Source organism: Haloferula sp. A504 (assembly GCF_044385805.1).
Lineage (GTDB): Bacteria > Verrucomicrobiota > Verrucomicrobiia > Verrucomicrobiales > Akkermansiaceae > Haloferula.
This window is the reverse complement of sequence record NZ_JBISBU010000050.1, coordinates 16,271-39,362: the sequence shown is the minus strand read 5'-3', so window position 1 is coordinate 39,362 and position 23,092 is coordinate 16,271. Positions and strand designations below refer to the sequence as shown.

General features: G+C 61.6%; 17 protein-coding genes. 9 read left to right on the top strand and 8 right to left on the bottom strand.

Features of this window, described 5'->3' with window-relative positions:
- Positions 1-95: 95 nt before the first annotated feature.
- From ACG2LG_RS18570 to ACG2LG_RS18530, 9 genes are all read left to right on the top strand, one after another.
- The gene (locus ACG2LG_RS18570) at positions 96-1,295 is read left to right on the top strand and encodes a KamA family radical SAM protein (protein WP_396261535.1); all 1,200 of its coding nucleotides are present in this window, start codon (positions 96-98) and stop codon (positions 1,293-1,295) included.
- 82 nt (positions 1,296-1,377) lie between these two features.
- A complete protein-coding gene (locus ACG2LG_RS18565; protein WP_396261533.1) occupies positions 1,378-1,884 on the top strand; it encodes a DUF5069 domain-containing protein in 507 nt (168 codons plus the stop codon).
- A gap of 100 nt (positions 1,885-1,984) precedes the next feature.
- A complete protein-coding gene (locus tag ACG2LG_RS18560; RefSeq protein ID WP_396261532.1) occupies positions 1,985-2,971 on the top strand; it encodes an AAA family ATPase in 987 nt (328 codons plus the stop codon).
- Between the two features lie 164 nt (positions 2,972-3,135).
- Complete coding sequence (locus tag ACG2LG_RS18555; protein WP_396261530.1) at positions 3,136-4,035, top strand: DUF58 domain-containing protein; 900 nt, start codon at positions 3,136-3,138, stop codon at positions 4,033-4,035.
- The gene (locus ACG2LG_RS18550; protein ID WP_396261528.1) at positions 4,036-4,548 is read left to right on the top strand and encodes a hypothetical protein; all 513 of its coding nucleotides are present in this window, start codon (positions 4,036-4,038) and stop codon (positions 4,546-4,548) included. It abuts the gene before it with no gap.
- Positions 4,545-5,546, top strand: a complete 1,002-nt coding sequence (locus ACG2LG_RS18545; protein WP_396261527.1) for a VWA domain-containing protein — start codon at positions 4,545-4,547, stop codon at positions 5,544-5,546. The genes ACG2LG_RS18550 and ACG2LG_RS18545 overlap by 4 nt, the downstream gene beginning before the upstream one ends.
- Complete coding sequence (locus ACG2LG_RS18540) at positions 5,543-7,630, top strand: VWA domain-containing protein (protein WP_396261525.1); 2,088 nt, start codon at positions 5,543-5,545, stop codon at positions 7,628-7,630. Before ACG2LG_RS18545 ends, ACG2LG_RS18540 begins: the two co-directional genes overlap by 4 nt.
- Entirely contained in the window at positions 7,630-10,053 is a 2,424-nt protein-coding gene (locus ACG2LG_RS18535; protein WP_396261523.1) for a hypothetical protein, read from the top strand. Before ACG2LG_RS18540 ends, ACG2LG_RS18535 begins: the two co-directional genes overlap by 1 nt.
- A 105-nt stretch (positions 10,054-10,158) precedes the next feature.
- A complete protein-coding gene (locus ACG2LG_RS18530; RefSeq protein ID WP_396261521.1) occupies positions 10,159-10,803 on the top strand; it encodes a peptidylprolyl isomerase in 645 nt (214 codons plus the stop codon).
- 78 nt (positions 10,804-10,881) lie between these two features.
- Here the strand turns inward: ACG2LG_RS18530 and ACG2LG_RS18525 are convergent, their stop codons facing one another.
- The 8 genes from ACG2LG_RS18525 to ACG2LG_RS18490 all read right to left on the bottom strand — a co-directional run bounded on the left by ACG2LG_RS18525 (position 10,882) and on the right by ACG2LG_RS18490 (position 22,983).
- Positions 10,882-12,114, bottom strand: coding sequence for an enolase C-terminal domain-like protein (locus ACG2LG_RS18525; protein ID WP_396261519.1), 1,233 nt, complete (start codon positions 12,112-12,114; stop codon positions 10,882-10,884).
- A 340-nt stretch (positions 12,115-12,454) separates the two neighbouring features.
- Positions 12,455-14,266 (bottom strand): glycoside hydrolase family 99-like domain-containing protein, encoded by a 1,812-nt coding sequence (locus tag ACG2LG_RS18520; protein WP_396261518.1) that lies wholly within the window; start codon positions 14,264-14,266, stop codon positions 12,455-12,457.
- 110 nt (positions 14,267-14,376) lie between these two features.
- Positions 14,377-15,078, bottom strand: coding sequence for a hypothetical protein (locus ACG2LG_RS18515; protein WP_396261516.1), 702 nt, complete (start codon positions 15,076-15,078; stop codon positions 14,377-14,379).
- Between the two features lie 256 nt (positions 15,079-15,334).
- Positions 15,335-16,783 carry a sulfatase gene (locus tag ACG2LG_RS18510; protein ID WP_396261515.1) on the bottom strand — a complete coding sequence of 483 codons (1,449 nt, stop codon included), beginning with the start codon at positions 16,781-16,783 and terminating at the stop codon, positions 15,335-15,337.
- Positions 16,784-16,839: 56 nt separating this feature from the next.
- Positions 16,840-19,446: an Ig-like domain-containing protein gene (locus ACG2LG_RS18505; protein WP_396261513.1), complete on the bottom strand. Its 2,607-nt coding sequence runs from the start codon at positions 19,444-19,446 to the stop codon at positions 16,840-16,842.
- Positions 19,436-20,878: a sulfatase-like hydrolase/transferase gene (locus ACG2LG_RS18500; RefSeq protein ID WP_396261512.1), complete on the bottom strand. Its 1,443-nt coding sequence runs from the start codon at positions 20,876-20,878 to the stop codon at positions 19,436-19,438. Before ACG2LG_RS18500 ends, ACG2LG_RS18505 begins: the two co-directional genes overlap by 11 nt.
- 109 nt (positions 20,879-20,987) lie before the next feature.
- Positions 20,988-21,839: a LamG-like jellyroll fold domain-containing protein gene (locus ACG2LG_RS18495; RefSeq protein ID WP_396261511.1), complete on the bottom strand. Its 852-nt coding sequence runs from the start codon at positions 21,837-21,839 to the stop codon at positions 20,988-20,990.
- Between the two features lie 55 nt (positions 21,840-21,894).
- A complete protein-coding gene (locus ACG2LG_RS18490) occupies positions 21,895-22,983 on the bottom strand; it encodes a LamG-like jellyroll fold domain-containing protein (RefSeq protein WP_396261509.1) in 1,089 nt (362 codons plus the stop codon).
- Positions 22,984-23,092 lie beyond the last annotated feature (109 nt).

Genomic DNA, 23,092 nt, shown 5'->3' with positions numbered 1-23,092 from the left:
GAAATCGGCCCGGCTGATGCCGATTTCATCATCGGCGCTCCGAAAATTCCGCGATTTGACACCCCCCGCGGCCTCTCTAACCTGCCGACATCCTGATGCCCGACGAATCTCTCGCCGACGACCCCCTCGAATTCCGCTCCCACGCCCCCGGCTACTGGCCGGAGGCGGCGATGGTGCATTGGAACGATCCGAAATGGCAGCTCAAGAACCGGATCAACACGCTGGCCGACCTCGAGCAGCACCTCGACCTCACCGACGAAGAACGGGCCGGCGTGCTGCTCGCCGGCAGCAAGTTGGCGATGTCGATCACGCCGCACTTCTTCAACCTGATCGATCGCGACGATCCCGACTGCCCGATCCGGCGGCAGGTCATCCCGCGCCTTGAGGAAGGCTGGACCGCGCCCGAGGAACTGTCCGACCCCTGTGGCGAGGATTCGCACATGCCGGTGCCGGGCCTCGTCCACCGCTATCCGGACCGGGTGCTGTTTCTCGTCACCGATCGCTGCGCGTCCTACTGCCGCTACTGCACCCGTTCGCGGGTCGTCTCGGGGGTCGGCGAGCAGCAACTCGAGATCCAGTGGGAAGCCGCGTTCCGCTATCTGGAAAAGACTCCGCAAGTCAGAGACGTCCTCCTCTCCGGCGGCGATCCCCTGCTGCTCTCCGATTCCAAGCTCGAGAAGATACTCACGCGGTTGCGGGCCATCCCGCACATCCAGTTCATCCGCATCGGATCGCGCATTCCCATCTTTCTTCCGCAGCGGATCACGCCCGAGCTGTGCGAAATGCTGAAGCGCTTTCATCCGCTTTTCATCTCGATCCACAGCAACCATCCGAAGGAATTGACCACCGAGGTGCGCGACGCGCTCGGTCGTCTCGCCGATGCCGGCGTGCCGCTGGGTAACCAGTCGGTCCTGCTGCGTGGCGTGAACGACTCCGCCGAGGTGCAGCGGGCCCTCGTCCACAAGCTGCTGATGTGCCGGGCCCGTCCCTACTACCTCTATCAGTGCGACCTCATCACCGGCTCCTCGCACCTCCGCACCTCGGTCGGCGAGGGGCTTGAGATCATCGAGAACCTCCGCGGCCACACCACCGGCTACGCCATCCCGCAGTTCGTGATCGATGGTCCCGGCGGCGGCGGCAAGATCCCGCTCAACCCCGACTACGTTCTCGCCCGCGACGACGACAAGACGGTCCTGCGCAACTACGAGGGCGAGACCTTCGATTACCCCGAACCCTCGGAAGCCCCCGCGGAGGCCCTTGCCGAACTCAAGGAGCAATCGACCTGCTGTTCTTGACTTGCGCTCGGGGGTGCGCGGCCGTGTCGCGCGCCCCTTTTTATTCGGCATTCGGAAATTCATCATTCGGCATTTCAAATCCATGACCTGGAACGACCTCTTCCTCGACCTTTTCGACCGGTGCGTGAAACGCTACCGGAACGGCGACAAGCACTTCGAAAGCTACTACGAGGACGAGGATCTCGAGCTGCTTCGCTCGATCGGCTACCGCAAGCGGGAGTTCTTCGACTTCGTCGAGGACTGGTGCGACGAGGGCTCTCCCTCGCCCTCGGATGCGTTGCTGATCGCCGCCGTGCGGCGCGACTACTTCCGGGTCGTGATGAAGGGAGAGGTCCGCCCCGCCACGGTGACGCGCGACAACATCCCGACCTTCGGTGATTCACTCGACGGGATCCACTACCTGCCGCGCATCCTCGCCAAGGGCCGGGCCAAGCTGCGCGGCGAACTGGATCCGGACCTGATGTTCGGCTGCGGCGGCGACCGCAAGTTTCTCAACGACCACGGCAAGGTGCACCCCGCCGATTTTCTCCGCCATGTCTGGGCGGCGGGCGACAAGGACCACGAGGTCGTGCGCTGGCTCTGCGACTGAGCACCGATTTCCCCAGACATCCGCCGGATCCCGCGGCGCTTCCCCCCCCGGATTCCCGCTGGCGCTCGAGCCTGCGCGTGTCAGGCTATCAATCAACAAGATGACGACTACCGAAGAACTCCAGGAACGAATTGCCGCCACCAGTGGCTGGATCCACGCGGTGAAGGAAGAAATGGGCCGTGTTCTCGTCGGCCAGGAGCAACTCGTCGATCGCCTGATCGTCGGCCTGCTGTGCAATGGCCACATTCTCCTCGAAGGGGTGCCGGGCCTGGCGAAGACCCTCGCGGTGAAGGCCCTCTCCGGTTCGCTCTCCACCTCCTTCGCCCGCTTTCAGTTCACCCCCGACCTGCTGCCCGCCGACCTCGTGGGAACGATGGTCTACAACCCGCAGGAGGCGTCGTTCTCGCCGAAACTCGGACCGATCTTCAACAACCTGATCCTCGCCGACGAGATCAACCGCGCGCCCGCCAAGGTCCAGTCGGCCCTGCTCGAAGCGATGCAGGAACGCCAGGTCACCCTCGGCGACAAGACCCACCGCCTCCCGGAGCCCTTCCTGGTGCTGGCCACGCAGAACCCGATCGACCAGGAGGGCACCTACCAGCTTCCCGAGGCCCAGCTCGACCGCTTCCTGCTCAAGGTGAGCGTCGGCTATCCGACCAAGGAGGAGGAACTCACCGTGCTCGACCGCATGGCCACCTCGGCACCCATCTACGAAACGAAGACGGTCGCCACCCCCGAGCAGGTCGCCGAGGCACGGAGCCTGGTCAACGACATCTACATCGACCCGGCCGTGCGCGAATATGTCGTCGACCTGATTCGCGCGACCCGCCAGCCGGCCAAGATCGACGGCGGCCTGAAGCACCTGATACGCGCGGGTGCCTCTCCGCGGGGCAGCATCAACCTCGCCCTCACCGCCCGCGCCCTCGCCTTCATCTCGGGCCGCGCCTTCGTCACCCCGCAGGACATCAAGGACATGGCGCACGACGTTCTCCGACACCGCATCCTGCTCAGCTACGAGGCCGAAGCCGAGGAGATCACCACCGACCAGATCCTCACCCGCATCCTGAGCAAGGTGCCGGTGCCCTGAAGACAGGAGACTCCAAGACCGAAGACGGAAGACTTTGGAATCTGAGAGCCTTGCTGAACACCCCATCGCCTCAAGCACGCACACCGTATGAAAACTCCGAAGACAGATTCTCGATCGGCCCAGAGGGTCTTCCGTCTTCGGTCTTCCCGTCTTCGGCCTCGAGAATGAACCAGCCCAGCGAAGAGGAAATCGAGGAGATCCTTGCCCGGGTCCGCAAGCTCGAGCTGAAGGCGAAGCGTCTCGTCCGCGAGTCGTTCTCCGGCGAATACCAGTCTTCGTTCCGTGGTCAGGGTCTGGATTTCGACGACTTCCGCGAGTACCAGCACGGCGACGAGATCCGCTTCATCGACTGGAACGTGACCGCGCGGATGAACACGCCCTTCATCCGCAAGTTTCGCGAGGAACGCGAGCTGTCGGTGGTGCTGGCGGTCGATGTCTCCGGTTCGGCCGATTACGGCAGCGTCCACTTCAGCAAGCGCGAGGCGGCCGCCGAAGCCGCGGCGATCCTCGGCTTCAGCGCGCTCGGAAACGGCGACAAGGTGGGGCTGCTGGTGTTCGCCGACGAGCCCCTGCTGTTCGTCCCGCCGGCCAAGGGCAGCCGCCACCTGCTGCGGATGGTCCGCGAGATCCTGGTCGCCCGCCCCGACAAGGGCGGCACCGCGATCGACGGTGCCTGCGATTTCCTGATCAGCACCCTGCGGCGGCGGGCGGTCGTGTTCATGATCTCGGACTTCTTTGCCGACCCGCTCGACAAGCCGCTCGGAAAACTGGCACGCAAGCACGAGACCCTGGCGCTCGAAGTAACCGATCCGCTGGAGGAAGAGCTGCCAAGGGCCGGGCGCGTGGTCCTGAGCGATCCGGAAACCGGATGGGAGGTGTCGGTCAACACCAACAACGCCAACCTGCGCATGGGCTACGAAAAACTCATGCGCCGCCGCCACGAGGGACTCGAAAAGATCTGCCGCAAGCACGGCATCGATCTCGCCCGGCTCTCGACCGATCGCGACCGCTTGCACGACCTTCACCGCATGCTCAAACGCCGCGCCCGGAAACGGGTCCGTTAGATGGAAGACGACTCGCTCCAACTCCGGGATCTCGCTCCCGCCGAACCGCTGCTGTCCCACCCGGGACTGCCGTGGTGGGCATGGGCGCTGATCGGTGCCGGAGTGCTGCTGCTGGTCGTCACGATCGTGTCGGCCATCCGCCGCCGGAGGACCCAGCCACCGCCGATCCGGCAGGTCGATCGCGAGCGCGCCTACCGCGAGGCTGCCGAGGCAATCGAGCAAAGTGCCGGTCTTCCCCGCCGCGAGGCCGCCCAGCGGGTTTCCGGCGCGATCCGGCTCTACCTCGCCAAGGTCTGCGAGGACCCCTCGCTGTTCGAGACGCACGAGGAGTTCCTTTCCCGCCACGAGGCGCTGAACCGCTTCCCCGAAAGCACCCGCGAACAGGTCTCGATGCTCCTCTCCCGGCTCGCCGAGGAAAAGTATGACCGGTTCGGAAAGTCCCCGGCGACCGCCGATTTCACCGAGCGCCCCTTGTCCGTCCTGGGCCAGGTCCACCAGTACTCCGCGGCATGAACGAGTTCATCGAACACTTCCGCTTTGCCCAGCCCCAGTGGCTGCTCCTGCTGCTGCCGCTTGTGGTCCTGCTCCTGCTCCGCCGGGGCCGCGGTGCCGAGGCGGCACTGAGTTTCTCGTCCCTCTCGATCCTGGTCAGCCTCGGCGGCAAGGTCCGGCGGACGGCCTTCTCGATCGGGGTTCCGCTGCTGATGCTGGCGCTCATCCCCGCCATCCTCGGCATGGCGCGCCCGGTCTGGCGCAACGAATACCAGGCCCGGACGGCGAGCGGGATCGACATCGTCGTCGCCCTCGATGTCTCACTGTCGATGAGCATCGACGACTTCTTCCGCCCCGACGGACGGCCGCTGCGGCGCATGGATGCGGCCAAGGCGGTGGTGCGTGACTTCATCCAGGGCCGGCCGGACGACCGCATCGGTCTGGTGATCTACTCGGGCCAGCCCTATATTTCCGGACCCATCACGCTCGATCACGAGTGGCTGCTGAAGAAGCTCAAGGAGGTCCGCCTCGACATTCTCGAAGAGCAGGGCACGGCCATCGGCTCCGCCATCGCCGCCTCCGCCGACAAGCTCAATGCCCGGGATTCGAAGAGCCGGATCATCGTCCTGATCACCGACGGTGCCTCCAACTCCGGAAAACTCTCCCCGGTCGAGGCCGCGGAGCTTTCCAAGAAACTCGGCATCAAGATCTACACGGTCGCCATCGGCACCAAGGAGGGCCGGGTCTCGCGCGGCATCCAGCGCTTTCCGCGCCAGGAGTTCGACCTGCCGACCCTCCGCAAGATCGCTTCGCTCACCGGAGCCGAGCACTACTGGGCGCAGAACGTGGCGGAGCTTGCCGACACCTTCGAGACCATCGACCGCCTGGAGAAGTCCGAGAGCGAACCGAACACGGTGATCGACGACACCGAGCTCTTCACCTGGTTTGTGGCTGCCGCCGGGCTGATGGCGCTGTTCGGCGCGCTGGTCCTCATCCTCAACCCGCCACCGAGTCCATGACCCTGGCCGAACCCCGCTGGCTGCTCCTGCTTCTGCTCCTGCCGCTGCTGGCGACGGGCGCGGTGCTGGTCGCCCGCCTGCGCTCGGCGCGCTGGCAGGCCTTCGTGGCGCCGCGCCTGAGGAGCCGCCTCATCAGGCGCGCCAGCCCGGTGCCCCGCTGGATCTCCCTCGCCTGCCTGCTGCTGGCCCTCGCCCTGCTGATCATTTGCCTGGCGCGGCCGCAGAGCAATCGCGGCACCCGCACCGACTCGATCATGGGCCGCAACATCCTGATGGTGCTCGACCTTTCGCGGAGCATGGAGACGCCCGACATCAAGCCGAGCCGCCTCGCCCAGGCAAAGACCACCTGCTACGAGCTGCTCGAGGCGCTGCCCAACGACCGGATCGGACTCGTTGGGTTCGCCGGGTCGGCCTACCTTTTCGCGCCACTGACCGTCGATCACCACGCCGTGCGGGAGACGATCACCGAAGTGGAGATCGACTGGATTCCCACCGGTGGATCGAACCTCGTCGGCGGCCTCGAACTCGGCATCGAGACCCTCAAGGAAACCGGAACCCGCCAGAACGCCATCATCCTGATGAGCGACGGCGAGGAGCACGTCGGTCGCATCGCCGAGGTCGCCGAGAAGGCGAATGCGGCGGGAATCGAGGTGATCACCATCGGCTTCGGCACCACCGAGGGCGACTTCGTGCCGGACCCCACGATGGCCGACGGACGCTTCCGCGACCGCAGCGGCAGCGAGGTGATCAGCCGTCTGGAACCGCGCCCGCTGGAGCGCCTGGCCACACTGACCGGCGGAAGATTTGCCATCGCGAGTTCCGGGGCTGATATTCCCGCCATGGTGGAGACCGCCGTCGCCGACCTCGATCGCGTCCAGATGGAAGGACGCGAGCGCACGGTGGTGGTCGACTATTACCAGTGGTTCCTGCTGCCGGCGATTCTCCTGCTGATCGGCTCGGTGGTCGCCGCGACCCGCTGGCGCGGCGTCGGAACCGCTCCCGCGACCGCCGCCACCGCCCTGCTCGCCCTCTTCCTGCTGCTGCCGCAGGCCTCGGCCGCGAGCTACTCCGACGCCAGGCAGGCGCTTTCGGAAAAGCGTTTTGCCGATGCCGCCGCCGCCTTCGGCTCCCTGGCCGAACAGCATCGAGATTCCGAGAAGGGATTCCGCTACCACCTCGCGCAGGGCACCGCCGCCTATCAGAGCGGCGACTACCCGACCGCCCGCCGGGCATTCAGCGAAGCGCTCCGCTCCAGAAGCACCGAGGTGCTCCAGGCGGCCCATCACGGCCTCGGCAACACGCTCTTCCAGATCGGCTGGCAGCGACTCTCGGGCGGACTTTCCTATCCCGGGGTGCCCGAGGAGAAAGAAGAGGACGCAACGGACAGCGAGGAGAAAAAGGAGGAGGAAGCCTTCGACCGCCTTTCGGATGCCCTGCTCGACATGCCCGACGAAGCGGACGTCGAAGGCCTGACTTTGGGACGTTTCGAAAAGATGGCCAAAGAGCGACTCGCCGAGTGGATGGCCGAGGAAACCGAGGAAGGCGAGGAAAGCCGCGGCTCGCAACGCTTCAATTCCCTGCTGACGGACTGGATCGACGCCGTGCGCCACTTCGACGGCGCGCAGGATTTCGAGGACTCGCGGCACAACCGCGAACTCACCGTGAAGCACCTGAAAAAGCTGCGTGAAATTTTCGACCAACTGGAGGAGAACGCCCAACAGATCCAGGCCATCCCGCAGCCCTCTCCCGGCGAAAACGGCGAAGGAGAACCCCAGGAGGGTGAAGGCGACGGCGAACCCCAGGACGGCGAGGGTGAACCCCGCGACCAGGGCCAACCGAATGACTCCGGAGAAGATCCGCAGGACGGCAGCGGCGACGAAGATCAGGAGCAGGAGGGCAACGGGGATGAAGGCGAGGAGGATGAAGGTGACGGCGAGACCGACGAGGGCGAGGAAACCGGCGCCAAACCCGGCGAGACGGAGGAAGATGCCGCCCGCCGCATCCTGCGTGAGAATGCCGATCTCCAGAAAGGCGCCCTTTCCCCCGGCCGAATCGAATACCGCAGACCCGAAAAAGACTGGTGATGAACACTCTTTCCAAGACGACCGCGATCGCCCTGACGGCCCTGCTGCTCTCAGCCGCTGCAGCCTTTGCCCGGGTCGAGGTCAAGGTGTCGTCGCAGTTCCTCGTCAAGGGCGAGCAGGCACTCGTCGAGTATGTGATTCCCGGCCGCCTCGATCCCCGGGCGCGCCTGCGGGTGCCCGAAGTCGATGGCTTGAGCATCCGCCCGCTCGGGATGGGTCCGGAGCGCCGCCTGGCTTTCAATCGACGCCCCGAGTATGTCTTCCGCTACACGGTCACCAGCTACGAGCCCGGCATCTATCAGGTGCCATCGGCGACCGTCGAGATCGATGGCGACCGGGAAAGCACCGACGCCTTCCAGATCCGCATCTTTGACGAGACCGAACTCGAGTGGTCGTCCGTGGATGTCGGCGGACAGGCCATCCGCTACGCGGCGACCCTGCGGTCACTGAAGGACATCCCTTTCGTCAAGGAGGTCGTCCCCACCGAACTCAAGCTCTACTTTCCGGCCGACCAGACCGTGGAGGATTGGGGCATTCCCGACGTCGACCGGGATGGCGTCGCCGCCTGGCGGTTCGAGCCCAAGCCGTCGATCGGTCGCGCCAACCTGCTCGGGAGCCGCTACTACGCGGTCAGTTATCCGAGCACCCTGTCGGCCACCCGCGAAGGTCCGGTGCAACTCGGACCCGCCAAGCTGCGCCTGATCACCGTCCAGCGTTCGATCCGCGACTTCGGCAGCGCCTTCTACGCCAAGACCAACCTGACCGTCCCCGCCCTCGAACTCGAGGCCCGGGCGCTTCCCGAGGGAGCACCCGAGGGTTTCGAGGACGCCGTGGGGAAATTCGAACTCAGCGTCACCGCCGCGGAAACCGAGGTCCGCGAAGGTGATCCGATCAACGTGAACGTCATCGTTTCGGGAACGGGAAACCTCGACACGCTCGACTGTCCGCAGCCGATTTCCAGCGAGGGGTGGAAGCTTTACCCGCCGAGCAGCGTGGACCTGAGTGAGCGTCGCGCCATCTCGGGCGCGGCCTCCTTCCGGCAGTTCATGCGGCCGCTGGTCCCCCAGCCCCAGATTCCCCCGTTCCGTCTCGTCTATTTCGACCCCGACGAGGAGAGCTACGTCCGCCTGCTCAGCGAGCCCATCGCCCTGGACATCCTGCCCTCCACCCGCACGCCCGGGGGAATCGTCACCGTACCGCCGGCGCGGGGCATGCCGATCGAGGAAATGACCGACATCCTCGGCCTCGTCGATGCCGGAGGCCGGCTGCTGCCCGCCCCGGATTCCTTCGACCCGTTTCGCTGGTGGCAGCTCGTCCCCGCCGCCATCGCCCTGATCCTTCTCGGTCTTGCCTTCCGGCTTCACCTCGCGCCGAAGTTGCGCCGGGACCCGGTGGAAACCGCCCGCCGCCGGGCCTTCCGGGCATTGGAGAAGGCCCCTTCCGATCAGCCCGGGTTCTACCGCGCCGCCGGGCAGTTCATCGAACGCTGGCTCGGTGACCGCGACGACGATCTGGTCCGCGACGTGCTCGCCAAGCGCGATCAGACCTGCTTCACCCACGACGTGCCTTCGGAGAAGATCAAACGCTCGGAACGTCAGCGCATCCTCCGTGAACTGCGTCGGATCGCCCTGCCGCTGGTGGCCCTGGCGGCCCTGCTGGCGGTATCCCCGGCTCGTGCCGAAGAGGCCCCGGATCCCCGCACCGCCTACGAGGAAGGGCGCTACGGCGAAGCCGCCGAGGCGTGGCTCGACAGCGGTCCCTACGAACAACTTCCCGCCGACACACTCTACAACATCGGCAACGCCGCCTATCGGCTCGGCGTTCCCGGCGAGGCGGCGCTCTACTGGCGACGGGCCTTGGCGCGAGATGCGACCCACGCCGAAGCCCGGCAGAATCTCCGCTTTTTCGAACGCAAGTTCGGCTCGATTACCATCGAGCGCCCCGAATACCAGTACACGATCGCCAAGCTGCCCCTGAGCCTCTGGAAAAATCTCATGTGGGGCGGTGCCTGGCTGGCCGGCCTGGGTCTGCTGGTCTTCCCCGCCACCCATCCCATGTCCCGGCTCCGGATCGCCGCGGTGGCCGCCCTGGTCACCGCCCCGCTGGTCAGCGGCACGGGTTTCTGCGGCTGGTATTATTACCCCGACGACGCCCGCTTCGCACCCCTGGCCGAGCAGGGAGTGGTTGTCGTCGACCGCGCCTCGGTCCGCACCGACGCCGCCCGCAACGCCCCGCTGGTCATCGAGGCCCCGGCCGGTTCCCTCTGCCGGGTCTTGAAACGCTCCGGCGACTGGGCCTACATCGCCTTCACCAACGACACCCGCGGCTGGGTCTCGGCCGACACGATCTCCCTGATCCTGCCCGACGGAACACCCGATCCACCCACCTTCACCAACGAACCCGACAACGGCCGCAGTGCCTGACGGACCGCCGATCTCCGAATCGGCACCCGCAACCAAGTTCCAAGTTCCAAGTTCCAAGTTCTGAGATCTGAAATCTGAAATCTGAAATCCAAGACCCACCATCCCATGAAACGACGCATCGCCATCGCACTCGCCCTCTTCGCTCCCTTGGCCTTCGCCGCGGACGAAGAGAAAACGGAAGAAGCCAAGCCCGCCGAGGTGAAGGACATCCGGATCAAGATGGAGACCACCAAGGGCACCATCGAAGCCACGATGTTCGCCTCGAAGACCCCGGTCACGGTCGCCAACTTCCTCAACCTCGCCAAGCGCGGCTACTACGACGGCATCGCCTTCCACCGGGTCATCGATCAGTTCATGATCCAGGGCGGCGACCCGACGGAGTCCGGACGCGGAGGCCCCGGCTACAAGTTCCAGGATGAATTCCATCCTTCGCTGAAGCACAGCAAGGCCGGCATCTTCTCGATGGCCAATGCCGGCCCCGGCACCAACGGCTCCCAGTTCTTCATCACCATGGTCCCCACGGGATTCCTCGACAACCGCCACTCGGTCTTCGGCGAGGTCACCAAGGGCATGGACGTCGTCAACAAGATCGTCGGCAAGCTCAACACCGGCGAACGCGGCGTGAAGCACGACGGCAAGGGCGACAAGATCAAGAAGATCGAAATCCTCGACTCCACCGACGCCCTCTTCGAGGCCCAAAAGGCGAACCTGGAGAAGTGGAACAAGATTCTCGACGCCGCCGGCAAGTAGGCTGCTTCAGCCTCTTCGACGACGGAAGAAAAGAAGCCAAACAAGGCCAAGTGATTGATTTGACCTGGACTGTTGGGTCTATAGCTCGACCACCGCTCCGGCCAACTCCCCAAGCTTGGCTTGGTCGAGTTCGAGGCCCCAGCCGGGTAGCGATTCCTTGATGGTGAAGCGGCCATCTTTGGTGCGGCCGACAGGATTGCGCTTGAGCACGCGCATGAAGACATCGTTTTCCTGAGGCTTTTCAATCGCTTCCACCCAGTCGGCACCGAGTCCGATGGCCATCTGGGTCCAGGCGGGGCAGGCCGGGCCAACGAGACTGGAGTCGCCGACCATCAGCTTGCGATCCCAAGATTGAATCAATCGGCCGACGCTGACGGTTTCCGCCACCGAGCCCATGCAGGCCGGATGCATATTGAAGACCCGTCCCATGCCGGGTTTGATCTGCTTGGGTGCATCCCATGCGGGGCGCACCGGCACATCCGGCAGGATGTCGAGGGCGCCGACGGCATCCTGCAGGGCGACCCATTGATCAGCGCTCATCTTGGCGGGGTCCTCACAGGCGCTGAGGCCTGCACCGTGCAGTTTGAGCAAGGCCACAGCAATGGGCTGAATGTCTTCTTCAGTTTCTTCCGGGCGGTAACCGCCATTTACATCTCCCACCAAATAGACGTCCGGGCCCAACACCTTGCGAGCCGCCTGGATCACGGCGATGTCGGTTGTCTCTTTGCCAAAGAGCTTCACCTTGGTGTGGGTGGTGAGCCTTTGCTCCACGGCCAACTTCGCCATTTTTTCCACCTGCGCGGGATCGTCACTGAGAATGCAGAACACACCGGGAACGGGCTCTTTGCCCTTGAGCCCGAGAAGCTCGATGGTCGGTATCCCAGTCAAACGGCCGGCAAGGTCGAGCAGCGCCATTTCCGCGACTTCGAGCTCCTTGCGGTTCTTGGGGCGCCTGTTGACCAGATACTTGAGGCCATCGGTCACGGTGAGGCCCTTCAATTCAGAATACCACTTCAGTTGCTTGCTCATGTAGGCGGCCAGTTGGCCATCCGGGATGGCCTTGGTGGCATTGAGCTCGGTCCAGCCAGAGTGACCACCGGCGCTGAAGCGCACAAAGACATGGAGGCGGCCCTTCTGCACTCGGTAGGAGAAGCGGCGTTCCGCATCCACAGGAATAGCGTAGGCGGTGATTGAATCAATCCTGGCGTCCTTACCCTCCAGCGCCTTGTAGATGTCGGGAAGGGGGTCTTTTGCCCACGCGGAGCTGCCGAGCAGCAGGCAAGTCGCCAAAAGGTGATGGATGATTCTCATGGGCCGGACTTTGTGTCGATTTGATTGCATGGCAGGAAACTGCCTTGGGACGAGGCCTCCGAAACAGCCCTTGGGTCGGGCCGTCCTGCCTGTCGTAGCCTCCTGACCGCCAAAGCTCATCGAGCGGCGGCGGTTGGCGGAGACTGGAGGACAAATGGTGGCAATGCCCATGAACATGAGCCAACCATACTGCCCGACGCAAAGGGATCCCCCTCGACAAGCGGCCACCTAAAGTGACAGGTGTGGGCATGATTGAGCGAAGGTTTCACTCCCTTGCGGAGCTGGTCGCGGAGGCGCTGAAGGAGGGCATGCTGAGTGGGTGGTGACGGGAGATCCTGCCCTACTCGGCTGCCCCGGACCTCGGAACCTCCCCAGAACCAAACACCTCCCGCACCGCTTCAAGGTAGCCCATGCCGAAGCGCTCGTCGGGTTCGAGATAGCTACCCTCCACCCACTCGTTCCAGGCATTGATGGTGATGAGTTTGGGTTGGTCCGGATGAGCGTCGGCGTAGGCTTTGGCCTTCAACAAGTATCGTTTGAAGACCTCGGGATTCACGTTCTCGGTCACCGCTTCCCGTTTCCCTACGAACCTCGCGTTGTTGTCCCAACCGATCGAAACGTGGGGGAAGTAAGGAATATCGAATTGCTTTGACCACTTCGGCCAGTTGGCCAGCGCTTTGTCGGCCCACTTGATGTAGTCCGCCTCGGCACGGGCAAGGTGGACAAACTGGTAATTGGTGATTGAATCCACCTTGAAGGTCTTGATCGTGTTGGCGGCACTGCCCTTGGCGCTGGCAAAGCCGGAATCATCGATCTTGGGCACCTGCGCCCAGTAGACCATCTGCAGATGAAGTCCCGGAAACCCGGCCTTCTTGACCTCGGCACGGAAGTAATCGAGTGCATCGACCGTTTCTTTCACACCCCCGAGTCCCTTGATCAGGTTGTTCATGTCGTAGATCGAAAACACCGGTTTGCCATCGATCTGGTAGTAGTTGGGCTGGGAGAAGTATTGATTGATGACCCGTGCAACCACGGTCTCGAAAGTCGGGCGGTCAACGCTGCCCGGCCAGATGGTTTCCAAGTCGTGGGAACGACGGATGTCCCATGCCGTCTTCGCATCGTGGTTGGCCCACATCAGGTAGAACTTCATCTTCTGCGAGTTCCTGGCCTTGAGGAAACCGTCGTTGAGCGCGCTCTCGAGTAAGGGTTTGTTCTCGAACCAATACCAGTCGAAGAGCATCACGTTGACCCCGTGGCTCACCGCCGCGTCGATCTTCTTCTCCATCGCCTTCGGATCGTTGTCCATCAGGTATCCCCAGGCCGGCACGCGAGGTTGCCAGTGGCCCTCAAACTTCGGCTTGGCGTTGCGGATGCTCTCCCACTCGCCTTGGCTGCCATCGGGGAAGAACGTCGCCCAACGCTCGTCGAAATGACAGGACGGCCAGTAGTAGGCGGCGACGTCATACTTCTGCCTGGGCAAATCTTCGATGGCCTTTCCCAGGGTTGCGGTGACTTTTTTGGCCAGGTGCGCACAACCGCTGCCGCTGAAGTGGACGTTGTCCGCCGCGGGTGAGAACTTTTTGAGGCCGGGCAGGATGTAGGTGTAGAGGTCGTTGATTTCGACGCCATGCCTTTTCATGACCTTCAGCGCGGCATCGCGGTATTGCTCCTGTTGTTCGCGGGTGATGACGACTTCCCGATTGTGGCGCTGAAGCATGCTTTTCTCCGGGCCGGGGCAGACGGGGGTGGTGGTGGCCCAGATGAGCTTGGCACCGGTTTTTTCCATCCGTGTCACCAATTGATCGAGACGATTGGCGTAGGCTGCCGGCGAACGATCTTCATCGTAGTATCGCCATCCGTAGATGTCCCAGAGTCCCCAATTGAAGTGGATGATGTCCCATTTGCTATCCCCGAGATAGGAATCGATTTTTTGGAGTCCGGTGCCGGTCCACTCGGCGTTGCCTTGGTTTTTCACCACATTGGCCTTGCCGTTGAGCGCGCGCCTGACCTGTTTTTGATAGCCACCGGAGATCGAGTCGCCGATCAGAAGGATGTTCGGCAATCCCGGATCGAGCGGAGTTTCCTTTGTTTTGGCACTCGCGAGGGAGGAGGAAAATAGCCCTGCGAGGAGGAGGTGCAATATGGTTTTCATGAATCAATGGAGTCTGTGGGTTACGCCCCGTTTGGCTGTATCGGGCACAGAAAACCGCATCACCTCTCAGATGATGCGGTTTGAAACTCAAGCCAGATCAGAAGATGGCGCTAACGGCGGCGACGCAGCAGAGCGAACAGCCCGAGACCGCCGAGCAGGGCGGCGGCGGGTTCGGGGATGGGGGTGACGGTGCCATCGAGCGTGATGTTATCGACCGCAAATCCGTGAGATGAGGTTGAAGCTCCCGTGTCGAAGTAGAGGCGGAATTCGGTGTTGGAACTGAAAGTGGACGTGGAAAATGTTGTGATGGATTCGGATCCATTGGTGGTGAAGTCCCCTGAGCCGATTTGATCGACCGTAGTGAAAGTTCCGCCAACCACATCCGCCAACAACCAGTAGTTTTTTGCAGCCGTGCCATTCGTAATGTCTGTTGCAAAACTGAATGAAGTAAGATTGATCGAGGCGGCTCCGCCAAGAGTAATGGTGAATCCAACGTATTGGCTTGCCGTAATCGCAGCGTCGAGGGAGTTTGAGAAGGACTTGATATCACCATACGAGCCTACCAACGCGGAGCCGGAGACGGGGGCATCAAAGGTGAGGGAATCACCCGTCGATTGCCGGTTGGTATGTTGGCTGTTGACTTCCAATCCGGGAATACTTGCGATGCCCAGGTCGCTTGCGGTGGTATTTAATTCCGTGTCTGAAGAGGACAGTCGACTCGCCACAGTCTCGAAGTTGTATTGGGCGATCACCGCGGCTTGGGATGTGGTGATCATGGCGGAGCTGGTGAGTAAGGAGCGCAGGAGTTTCATGGTGTGTAATTTGTGATGGCTCTGTAGAGGGGATATCGGGACTCTGTCCAAATTCGTGCCTATTTATGGAGTGCCACGCGGAACGGCACAAAATTATTTTTCTTGGTAAGCGGTCACCTCGGGTGACAGGTTTCCTTCTGCCATGTGACTTCCGCAAGAGCCGTTCGACCGAACCGGAGGGAAAAGGGAGGGGCGGTCCATGGTGTGGCTATTGAGGATGCGGCGGAGGCTTTGAATTCTGCGGTAACAAGAATTGCTATTTCGCAGATGGCAGGCTGAGTCGATATTCAGAGGCTTCGAAGGAATCATGACCGGTGGAGCCTTTGCCCAGCACTCGGTGGTGGCTGGCGGGCTTTTGGCTGCGGTGATCATCGATAATCTCCTTCAGATCGGATTTTTCGATCAGGTTGTGCCATTCGTTCGGGTCGGAGTCGTGGTCATAGAACTCCTCAGAGCCATCGACGTAATGGATGTAGCGGTAGCGCTCGGAGCGCAGCGTGTAGTTTCCTGGCCCAAACTCAGTGCGTGCCATGTGCGACCAGTCGGATTGAGGGTTTTTCAATAGGGGCTTGAGTGAAATACCTTCGAGTTTTCCGGGTGAGGGCTGGCCGGTGAGGTCGAGCAGTGTCGGGTAGACGTCGATCAGGCCGACCGCTTTGCCGCAGTCGACGCCTTTGGCGATGCCCGGGCCGGCGATGATGAGTGGCACGCGGGTGCTGTCCTCCCACAAGCTGCGCTTTGCCCAGCGCTCCTTTTCTCCGAGGTGGAAGCCATGGTCGGAAAACAGGATCACGATGGTGTTGTCGGCCTTACCGCTGGCGTCGAGGGCATCGAGCACGCGGCCGACCTGGTGGTCGACGAATGCAACGCAGGCGAGGTAGGTGCGCACGAGGTTCTTCCATTCACCGTGTTCGACGACCCATTCATGGGTCGGGGCAACGTGTTTGAGGCGGGTAATGTCGATGGCGTAGGGTGAAATGTCATCGAGGTCGCCTTTGATCACTTCCGGGAGTTTGATCGATTCGAGCGGAAACTTGTCGAGCCAGTGTTGTGGCGCGTATTGGGGGACGTGAGGTCGGAAGAATCCGGTGACGAGCAGGAACGGTTTGCTGGGATCGGTATTTTTCAGTGCATCGATGCCCCATGTGGCGATTTGGTAATCGGGCATTTGCTCATCCTTTTCCGGATAGGCACCCCAGTCCCACAGCGGGTGACCGGGAAAGTTGGTCAGTTTTTTTGGCGGCAGCGGGCCAATGCCGCCGAAGTTGCCCGCCCAGTTCGGCAAGTGGTCCTTGTTGCTCTCGCCATGGAAGAGCTTTCCCGCGCCCGACACGGCATAGCCCTGATTCTGGAAGTGGTGCGGATAGGTTGGAATGGTTTTGGCAGGTTCCGACTCGAGGATGTCCGGGTTCAGGAAGTAAATGCCGGTGCTGCTCGGGTAGAGCGAGATGCCCATGCTGGCGCGCGACGGATTGCAGACCGGCGCCTGGCAGTGGGCATTGTCAAAGCGCACGCCCCGTGCGGCGAGCCGATCGATGTTCGGGGTGACTGCCTGAGGATGGCCGACCAGGCCGCCGACCCAGTCGTTGAGGTCGTCGATCGCGATGATCAATACGTTGGGCGGACGGGCCTCCGCAGTGGCCATCGTGGTCAGGCATAGGACGGAGGCGACGGCGGCGATGGTGGAGCGATATTTTGAAATCATGGCAAAATGCGACGCGCGGGACACTAGGACACAGGAACGATCGAATGTTCTTCACCTTAGTTCTGGATCACACAGGCCCGAAAGAAAGATCTTGCCACAGGTGCCGAGGCGGTGGCCGTGACGGTAGTGGTCGCTCCTAAAGAACTAACTGAGAAGAGGACTGTTGGCCCGCCCGGCGGACCGTCCACGCGATCGCCGGCATACCAGTCGATGAGGTTGGGCGACCACTGGTAGTATCCTGAGATATCTCCTGGAGGATTCTCATTCTGCGGGTGGGTGAAGGTGGAGACCGTGCCGTCGGTGCCGAGATTGGCGAGCCCCACGGTGTAGTCGCCCGGGTGGGTGCCGAACCAGGCTTCGAGTCCGTTGGTGAGACCGTCGCCATCCGGATCCTGATTGAATCCCTGATCGCCCGGGTCGAGGCCGAAGGCGGGGTTGGAGATGTAGTTTTCAAAATCTTCGACAGGATTGCCGATCACGCTGCCGGGATTGTTGTAGAGGAATAAAATTTCAGAATCGCTCAGGACCTCGTCGTAGAGTTGGAACTCGTCCATGTAGCCGTTTGGCGTGCGGTTGTCAGAGTTGGGTGCGGGCGGCGTAATGATGGAATCGCCGAAGACCAGTGGACTCGACCCAGTCGCGATATCGAGGGTGTTCGTGCTGGCATTCAAATCGGTGGCGATGCCATCCACAAACCATGATATGTCTGCGAATGTCGCGTTGTCGGGCACCGTCACGGCGACGAAATGCCAGTTGCCATCATCGAAGTCAGTCGGATCTGTCGTTTGCCCGGTTCCCTGCACCTCGACCCGCAGGTTGCCTTGGGTAGCGGCTCCGGGTGCGTGCGACTCCTTGATGTCGAAGCGAGTTCCATTGGCGATAGTATCCCCGAAGGACACGTAGGTGCCTTGCAAAACATTCGCTGCAGGCGCTTTAGCCTTCCACCAGAAGGTCAGGGTGCGGGCATCATCGGTCCATGTGAAGGTGTTGCTGGTCACCGCTCCGTCCACAGATGTCGCAACGGTTCCTCCGCTCTCGGTCATTTCCAAGGCACCTCCTCCCGCAATAAACTCAGTGCCGTTGATCGAGACTCCACCACCGAGTGTGGCGAAGGCGCTGCCGATCGAGTCCGGGGTCGTTCCCGTATTGTCCACGTCGAAGGAGTAGTGCGCGATCAACGAGGCGGTCGGAGTGGTGGCGATGGCGGTGGTGAAGCTCCACACCTTCGACCCGGCGATTCCTCCGAAGGGATTGTCGGACAGGTCGATCAGCGCACCGGCATCGATCTCGACATAGTAACGCGTGCCGTGTGCCAAGGCAACGGGCAGGTCAATGGTGACCTCCGCATTGCTCAGCGGGACGGAGCTGATGTCGATGGTCGCCACGATGGCGTTGCCGAGGTTCTCCTTGATGAGGAGATTGCCACTACCTTCTTGCACGACCTCGTCAAAGGTCATCACGAGGGAAGTGGTGGTCGATACTCCGGATGCACCGTTGGCAGGGCTTATCGCATTGAGGCTGGGAGGAATTAAATCGGGCAAAAGCGGTATGCTCTCAGGCGCGAGAATTTTCTGGCTGTCGTCCTGATCGGCGACGGAACTACCGTCGAGCTGTCCATCGGAATTGCTTCCGGTTCCCAGGAACGATCCGTCGGCGAGTTCGATCAGGGTGAAATGGTAGCCGCATTCGATGCCGGTGGGAGTGCCGGAGACCCCTGAAAGGGCATGGGGAGAGGTGTAGGTAACCGGGGAGCTGTTCCCACCACCGCACTGGCCTTCGAAATTGCGCCCCCACAGCGAAATCTGAGAGGCTGGACCGAAGACAGCGGAGTGGAAATATCCCGCGGACAATGCGGTGATGCCGCTGAGTCCGGGAACCGTGGTAGGAGAGGAAACCGAGGTGGTGTTGCCAAGGCCGAGTTGTCCGAATTCATTGTTCCCGGTGGCGAGAACCGAACCCCCAGCCACGCGGATGAGTGTGTGCTGGCCTCCGGCCGCCACAGCTTCAGCAGTGGTGATACCCGTAACTTGGGCGGGGCTCAACCGATCAGCAGTGTCGCCGAGTCCAAGTTGGCCGTGGCTGTTTCTACCCCATGCCCACAAGGTGCCGTCACCCCTTGTCGCTAGTGAAAATCCATCGCCAGCAGACATTGATGTCACTCCGGCAAGCACCACCACAGGCGTGGAAAGATCCAGCAATCCCCCGTTGCCAACCTGACCGCTGCCATTGTGACCCCAGGCGTAGAGATTCCCCGTGTCGGAATCGAGTGCCAGAAAGTGCCGGTGACCCGCCGCGATGGCGTCAATCCCGCTGAGTCCTGCGACCTGCACCGGTGTCGAGACCGGGTTGGGCGTCCCGTGCGGGGTGGTGTGCTGGAGGCTGGACTCACCGAGAAACCAGACCGTGCCGTCGGACTTCAAGGCCACGGTACTGAACCCGCCGGCAGTAACTTCAGTGACCCCGGTGAGGCCGGCGACGGTGGACGGAACACCTGTTGGGTTGCTGCCAAGTTGTCCGTAAGTTCGGTCGCCAAGACCTTTGACTCCGCCGCCATCCACCCGGACGACATGATAACCGCCCGCTGAGAGCTCGGCCGCTGAAACCGATATGGTGGTCCAGCCGAGCGCCACCAGGAAAGTCAACCCTATGATCTTATTGCGCATCGCTCTTGAATTGGGTGGTCAAGGCATCCATCTCCGCCAGCTTGTCAGCATAGCGCGGATCGTCGGCGAGGTTGGTGCGCTGGTAGGGATCGACCGATATATCATAGAGCTGTTTTACGTTCCCATTGTCCGGGTAGCGGGTGTAAACGAAACTCTCGGTGCGGACGCCTTCGTTGCCGAAGACAGTGCCCAAGTGGGGGTGATCGTGAAAGAAGGCCGTGCGCCATCCCGACGGAGGCTGCCCATCGACGATCGGCTTCATCGACTGCCCCTGCATGACAGAGGGGCGGGCCACACCGGCATAGTCCAGTATCGTGGCCGGAAGGTCGATGTTGAGGACCATTTGCGAGACCCGCTTGCCTTTTTGCGAAGCGGGCAGGCGAGGATCCATCACCACCATGGGCACACGGATCGACTCTTCCTGCACATACCATTTCCCTCCCTGTTTCCGTTCGTTGAGGAAATAGCCGTTATCCGAACTAATGAGGATGATGGTGTTGGCCGCCATGCTGTCGCTGTTGTCGCCGTTGCCGTCCGGGTCGTCGAGAGCGGCGAGAACACGCCCGATCTGGACGTCCACACCGTGGATCAGCCGGTGATGCTTTTTGACGTTCTCCTGGAATTTCTCCTCGGTGCCGAAGCGGTAATTGCCCCGTTTGGTCCCCTCGGTTGTCGGCACCTTGAAGAAGGCCGGCAGATCATCGAACTGGGCCTGGGTGTCTGTCTTGGCATGGGAAATCGTATCTCCGGCGTAGAGCGAATCGTACGCAGGATCCGGTATAAACTCGCCGCCCTCGGGACTGTCTTGCACGTGGGGTGCCTTCCAACTGATCTGCAGGCAGAACGGGGCGGATGTCGTGTTCTTGGCAGGATCCGCCGCGTCGCCGATGAACTCGATGGCGAGGTCGCCCATGAATTTTGAGATGTGGCGTCCGTTGGCGGACTCTCCGTCGATGATTTGGCCCAAGTAGCTCCCTTGTCTATCGTAGCCTTTGTCGAAATCGTAGCTGCCGTAGAGTCCGGTGAAGCCATCGCCCAAGCCATGCTTGCCGATGAAGCCCATGTAGTAGCCGGCGTCGTCAAGCCGGCCCGGGTAGGAATCCGTCCATTTCGCGGCGGATAGATTCTGGAGAAAAGCCGTGATCCCGTGACGCTGCATATGCTGCCCCGTGAAGACGCTGGCGCGGCTCACCATGCAGATGGCCGTGGTTGTGTATGCGTTTTCAAAGATAGTTCCCTGTGCCGCGAGGGTGTCCATGTTCGGTGTGGTAACGACATTGTTGCCAGCGAAGCCCGCCGCGTCCCAGCGCATGTCGTCCAAGAAAAAGAAAAGGACGTTCGGTGCGCCTTGGGCTCTCGCTTGTGGAGCGAAGCACAACAGAAACACCAGTGACAATGATGCAATGGTGGGCGAAAAGATGGGGTTTTTCATGTCGGATTCCGGTGTGCGGTTTTCTTGGAGATGAGTTCTGATACACAAATTGCGCACCCGTCTGGGTACGCCATTAGGTGAAATTCCGCCAACTGCCCAGCATGCTGCCTTAACGGCGGCGGCGAAGCAGGAGAAGGGCTCCGAGAAAACAAACCAAGGCTGCGGACGGCTCTGGAATCACGCTGCCGGGATTGTTGTAGAGGAATAAAATCTCAGACTCGCTCAGGACCTCGTCATACAGTTGGAATTCGTCCAGGTAGCCGTTTGGCGTGCGGTTGTCAGAGTTGGGTGCGTCCGGCGTAATGATGGAATCGCCGAAGACCAGCGGACTAGTCGCAGTCGCGATATCGAGGGTGCTCGTGCTGGTATTCAAATCCGTGGCGCTACCATTCACAAACCATGATATGTCTGCGAATGTCGCGTTGTCGGGCACCGTCACTGCGACGAAATGCCAGGCCCCACTATCGAAATCAGTCGGATCTGTCGTTTGCCCAGCTCCCTGCACCTCGACCCGCAGGTTGCCCTGGGTAGGGGCTGCGGGTGCGTGCGACTCCTTGATGTCAAAGCGAGTTCCATTGGCGGTAGTATCCCCGAAGGACACATAGGTACCTTGGAGAACATTCTCGACAGGCGTTTTTGCCTTCCACCAAAAAGTCAGGGTGCGGGCAGTAGAAGTTGTCCAGGTAAAGGTGTTGTTGGTCACTGCGCCGTCCACAGATACCGCATTACTTCCAAGGCTATTGGTCATTTCCAAAGCACCCCCTCCCGCCTTAAATTCCGTCTCGTTGATCGAGACTCCACCACCGAGTGTGGCGAAAGCACTTCCGACCGAGTCCGGGGTCGTCCCCGTATTGTCCACGTCGAAGGAGTAATGGGCAATGAGAGCCGCCTGGGTCGTTCCGGCAAGCAATGCGGAACCGAGCAGGGCGGAGATGATTTTGAGGCGGGGTTGAATTTTCATGATAATGGAAATGGATTTTAGAATTTGGTTTGGTCGGCTCGTGTGAAATTTATGATCAGGGCAAGCTCACCCCGCGGACAAAGTCCTTCGGATCACCGGTAAGCGTCATTCTTACCTTGGCATCGCCCTGGGTGTCGGTGGTGACGAAGTTGCCACTGCCATCGATCGTGCCCGGATCGGTGCCCGGATTTTCCTGGCCGAGTCCGCCTACCAAGGTGCCCGGCGTGAAGTCCAGCGTGGTCGAGGACCGGAATTCATATTTGGTCGAGGGAATTCCCGAAAGGGTTAGCTCCCACACGTTGCCTCCCACGGAGGCGAAGGAAGTGATTCTCGCGCCGATCACACTGCCGGGGTTGTTGTAGAGAAATAGGATCTCAGACTCGCTCAGGACCTCGTCATAGAGCTGGAATTCGTCCAGGTAACCGTTTGGCGTGCGGTTGTCAGAGTTGGGTGCGGGCGGCGTAATGATGGAATCGCCGAAGACCAGCGGGCTGGACCCAGTCGCGATAGCGAGAGTGCTTGTGCTGGCATTCAAATCCGTGGCGATGCCATCCACAGACCATGATATGTCTGCGAATGTCGCGTTGTCGGGCACCGTCACGGCGACGAAATGCCAGGCCCCATCATCGAAATCAGTCGGATCTGTCGTTTGCCCAGTTCCCTGCACCTCGACCCGCAGGTTGCCTTGGGTAGCGGCTCCGGGTGCGTGCGACTCCTTGATGTCGAAGCGAGTTCCATTGGCGGTATTATCCCCGAAGGACACGTAGGTGCCTTGCAAAACATTCGCCGCAGGCGTCTTGGCCTTCCACCAGAAAGTCACGGTGCGGGCGCCATTGACCCAGTCGAATTCGTTGCTGGTCACCGCTCCGTCCACAGATGTCGCAACAGTTCCTCCGCTCTCGGTCATTTCCAAGGCACCCCCTCCCGCAATAAACTCAGTGCCGTTAATCGAGACTCCACCACCGAGTGTCGCGAAAGCGCTGCCGATCGAGTCCGGGGTCGTGAATGTCGTAATTTCCTCGACGGTCTCCTCGTCGACGGTGTCGAAGGAGTAGTGGGCCATGAGACCCGCTTGGGTCGTTCCGGCAAGCCCTGCGCAACCGAGCAGGGCGGAGATGATTTTAAGGCAGGGATGGATTCTCATGATGATCAGTTTCGCTTTCGCATTCAGGCCCCCCGAAACGGCGTTGAGTCGGACTGGCCTGCCTGTCGCAGCCTCCTGACCGCCAAAGCTCTTCGAGCGGCGGCGGTTG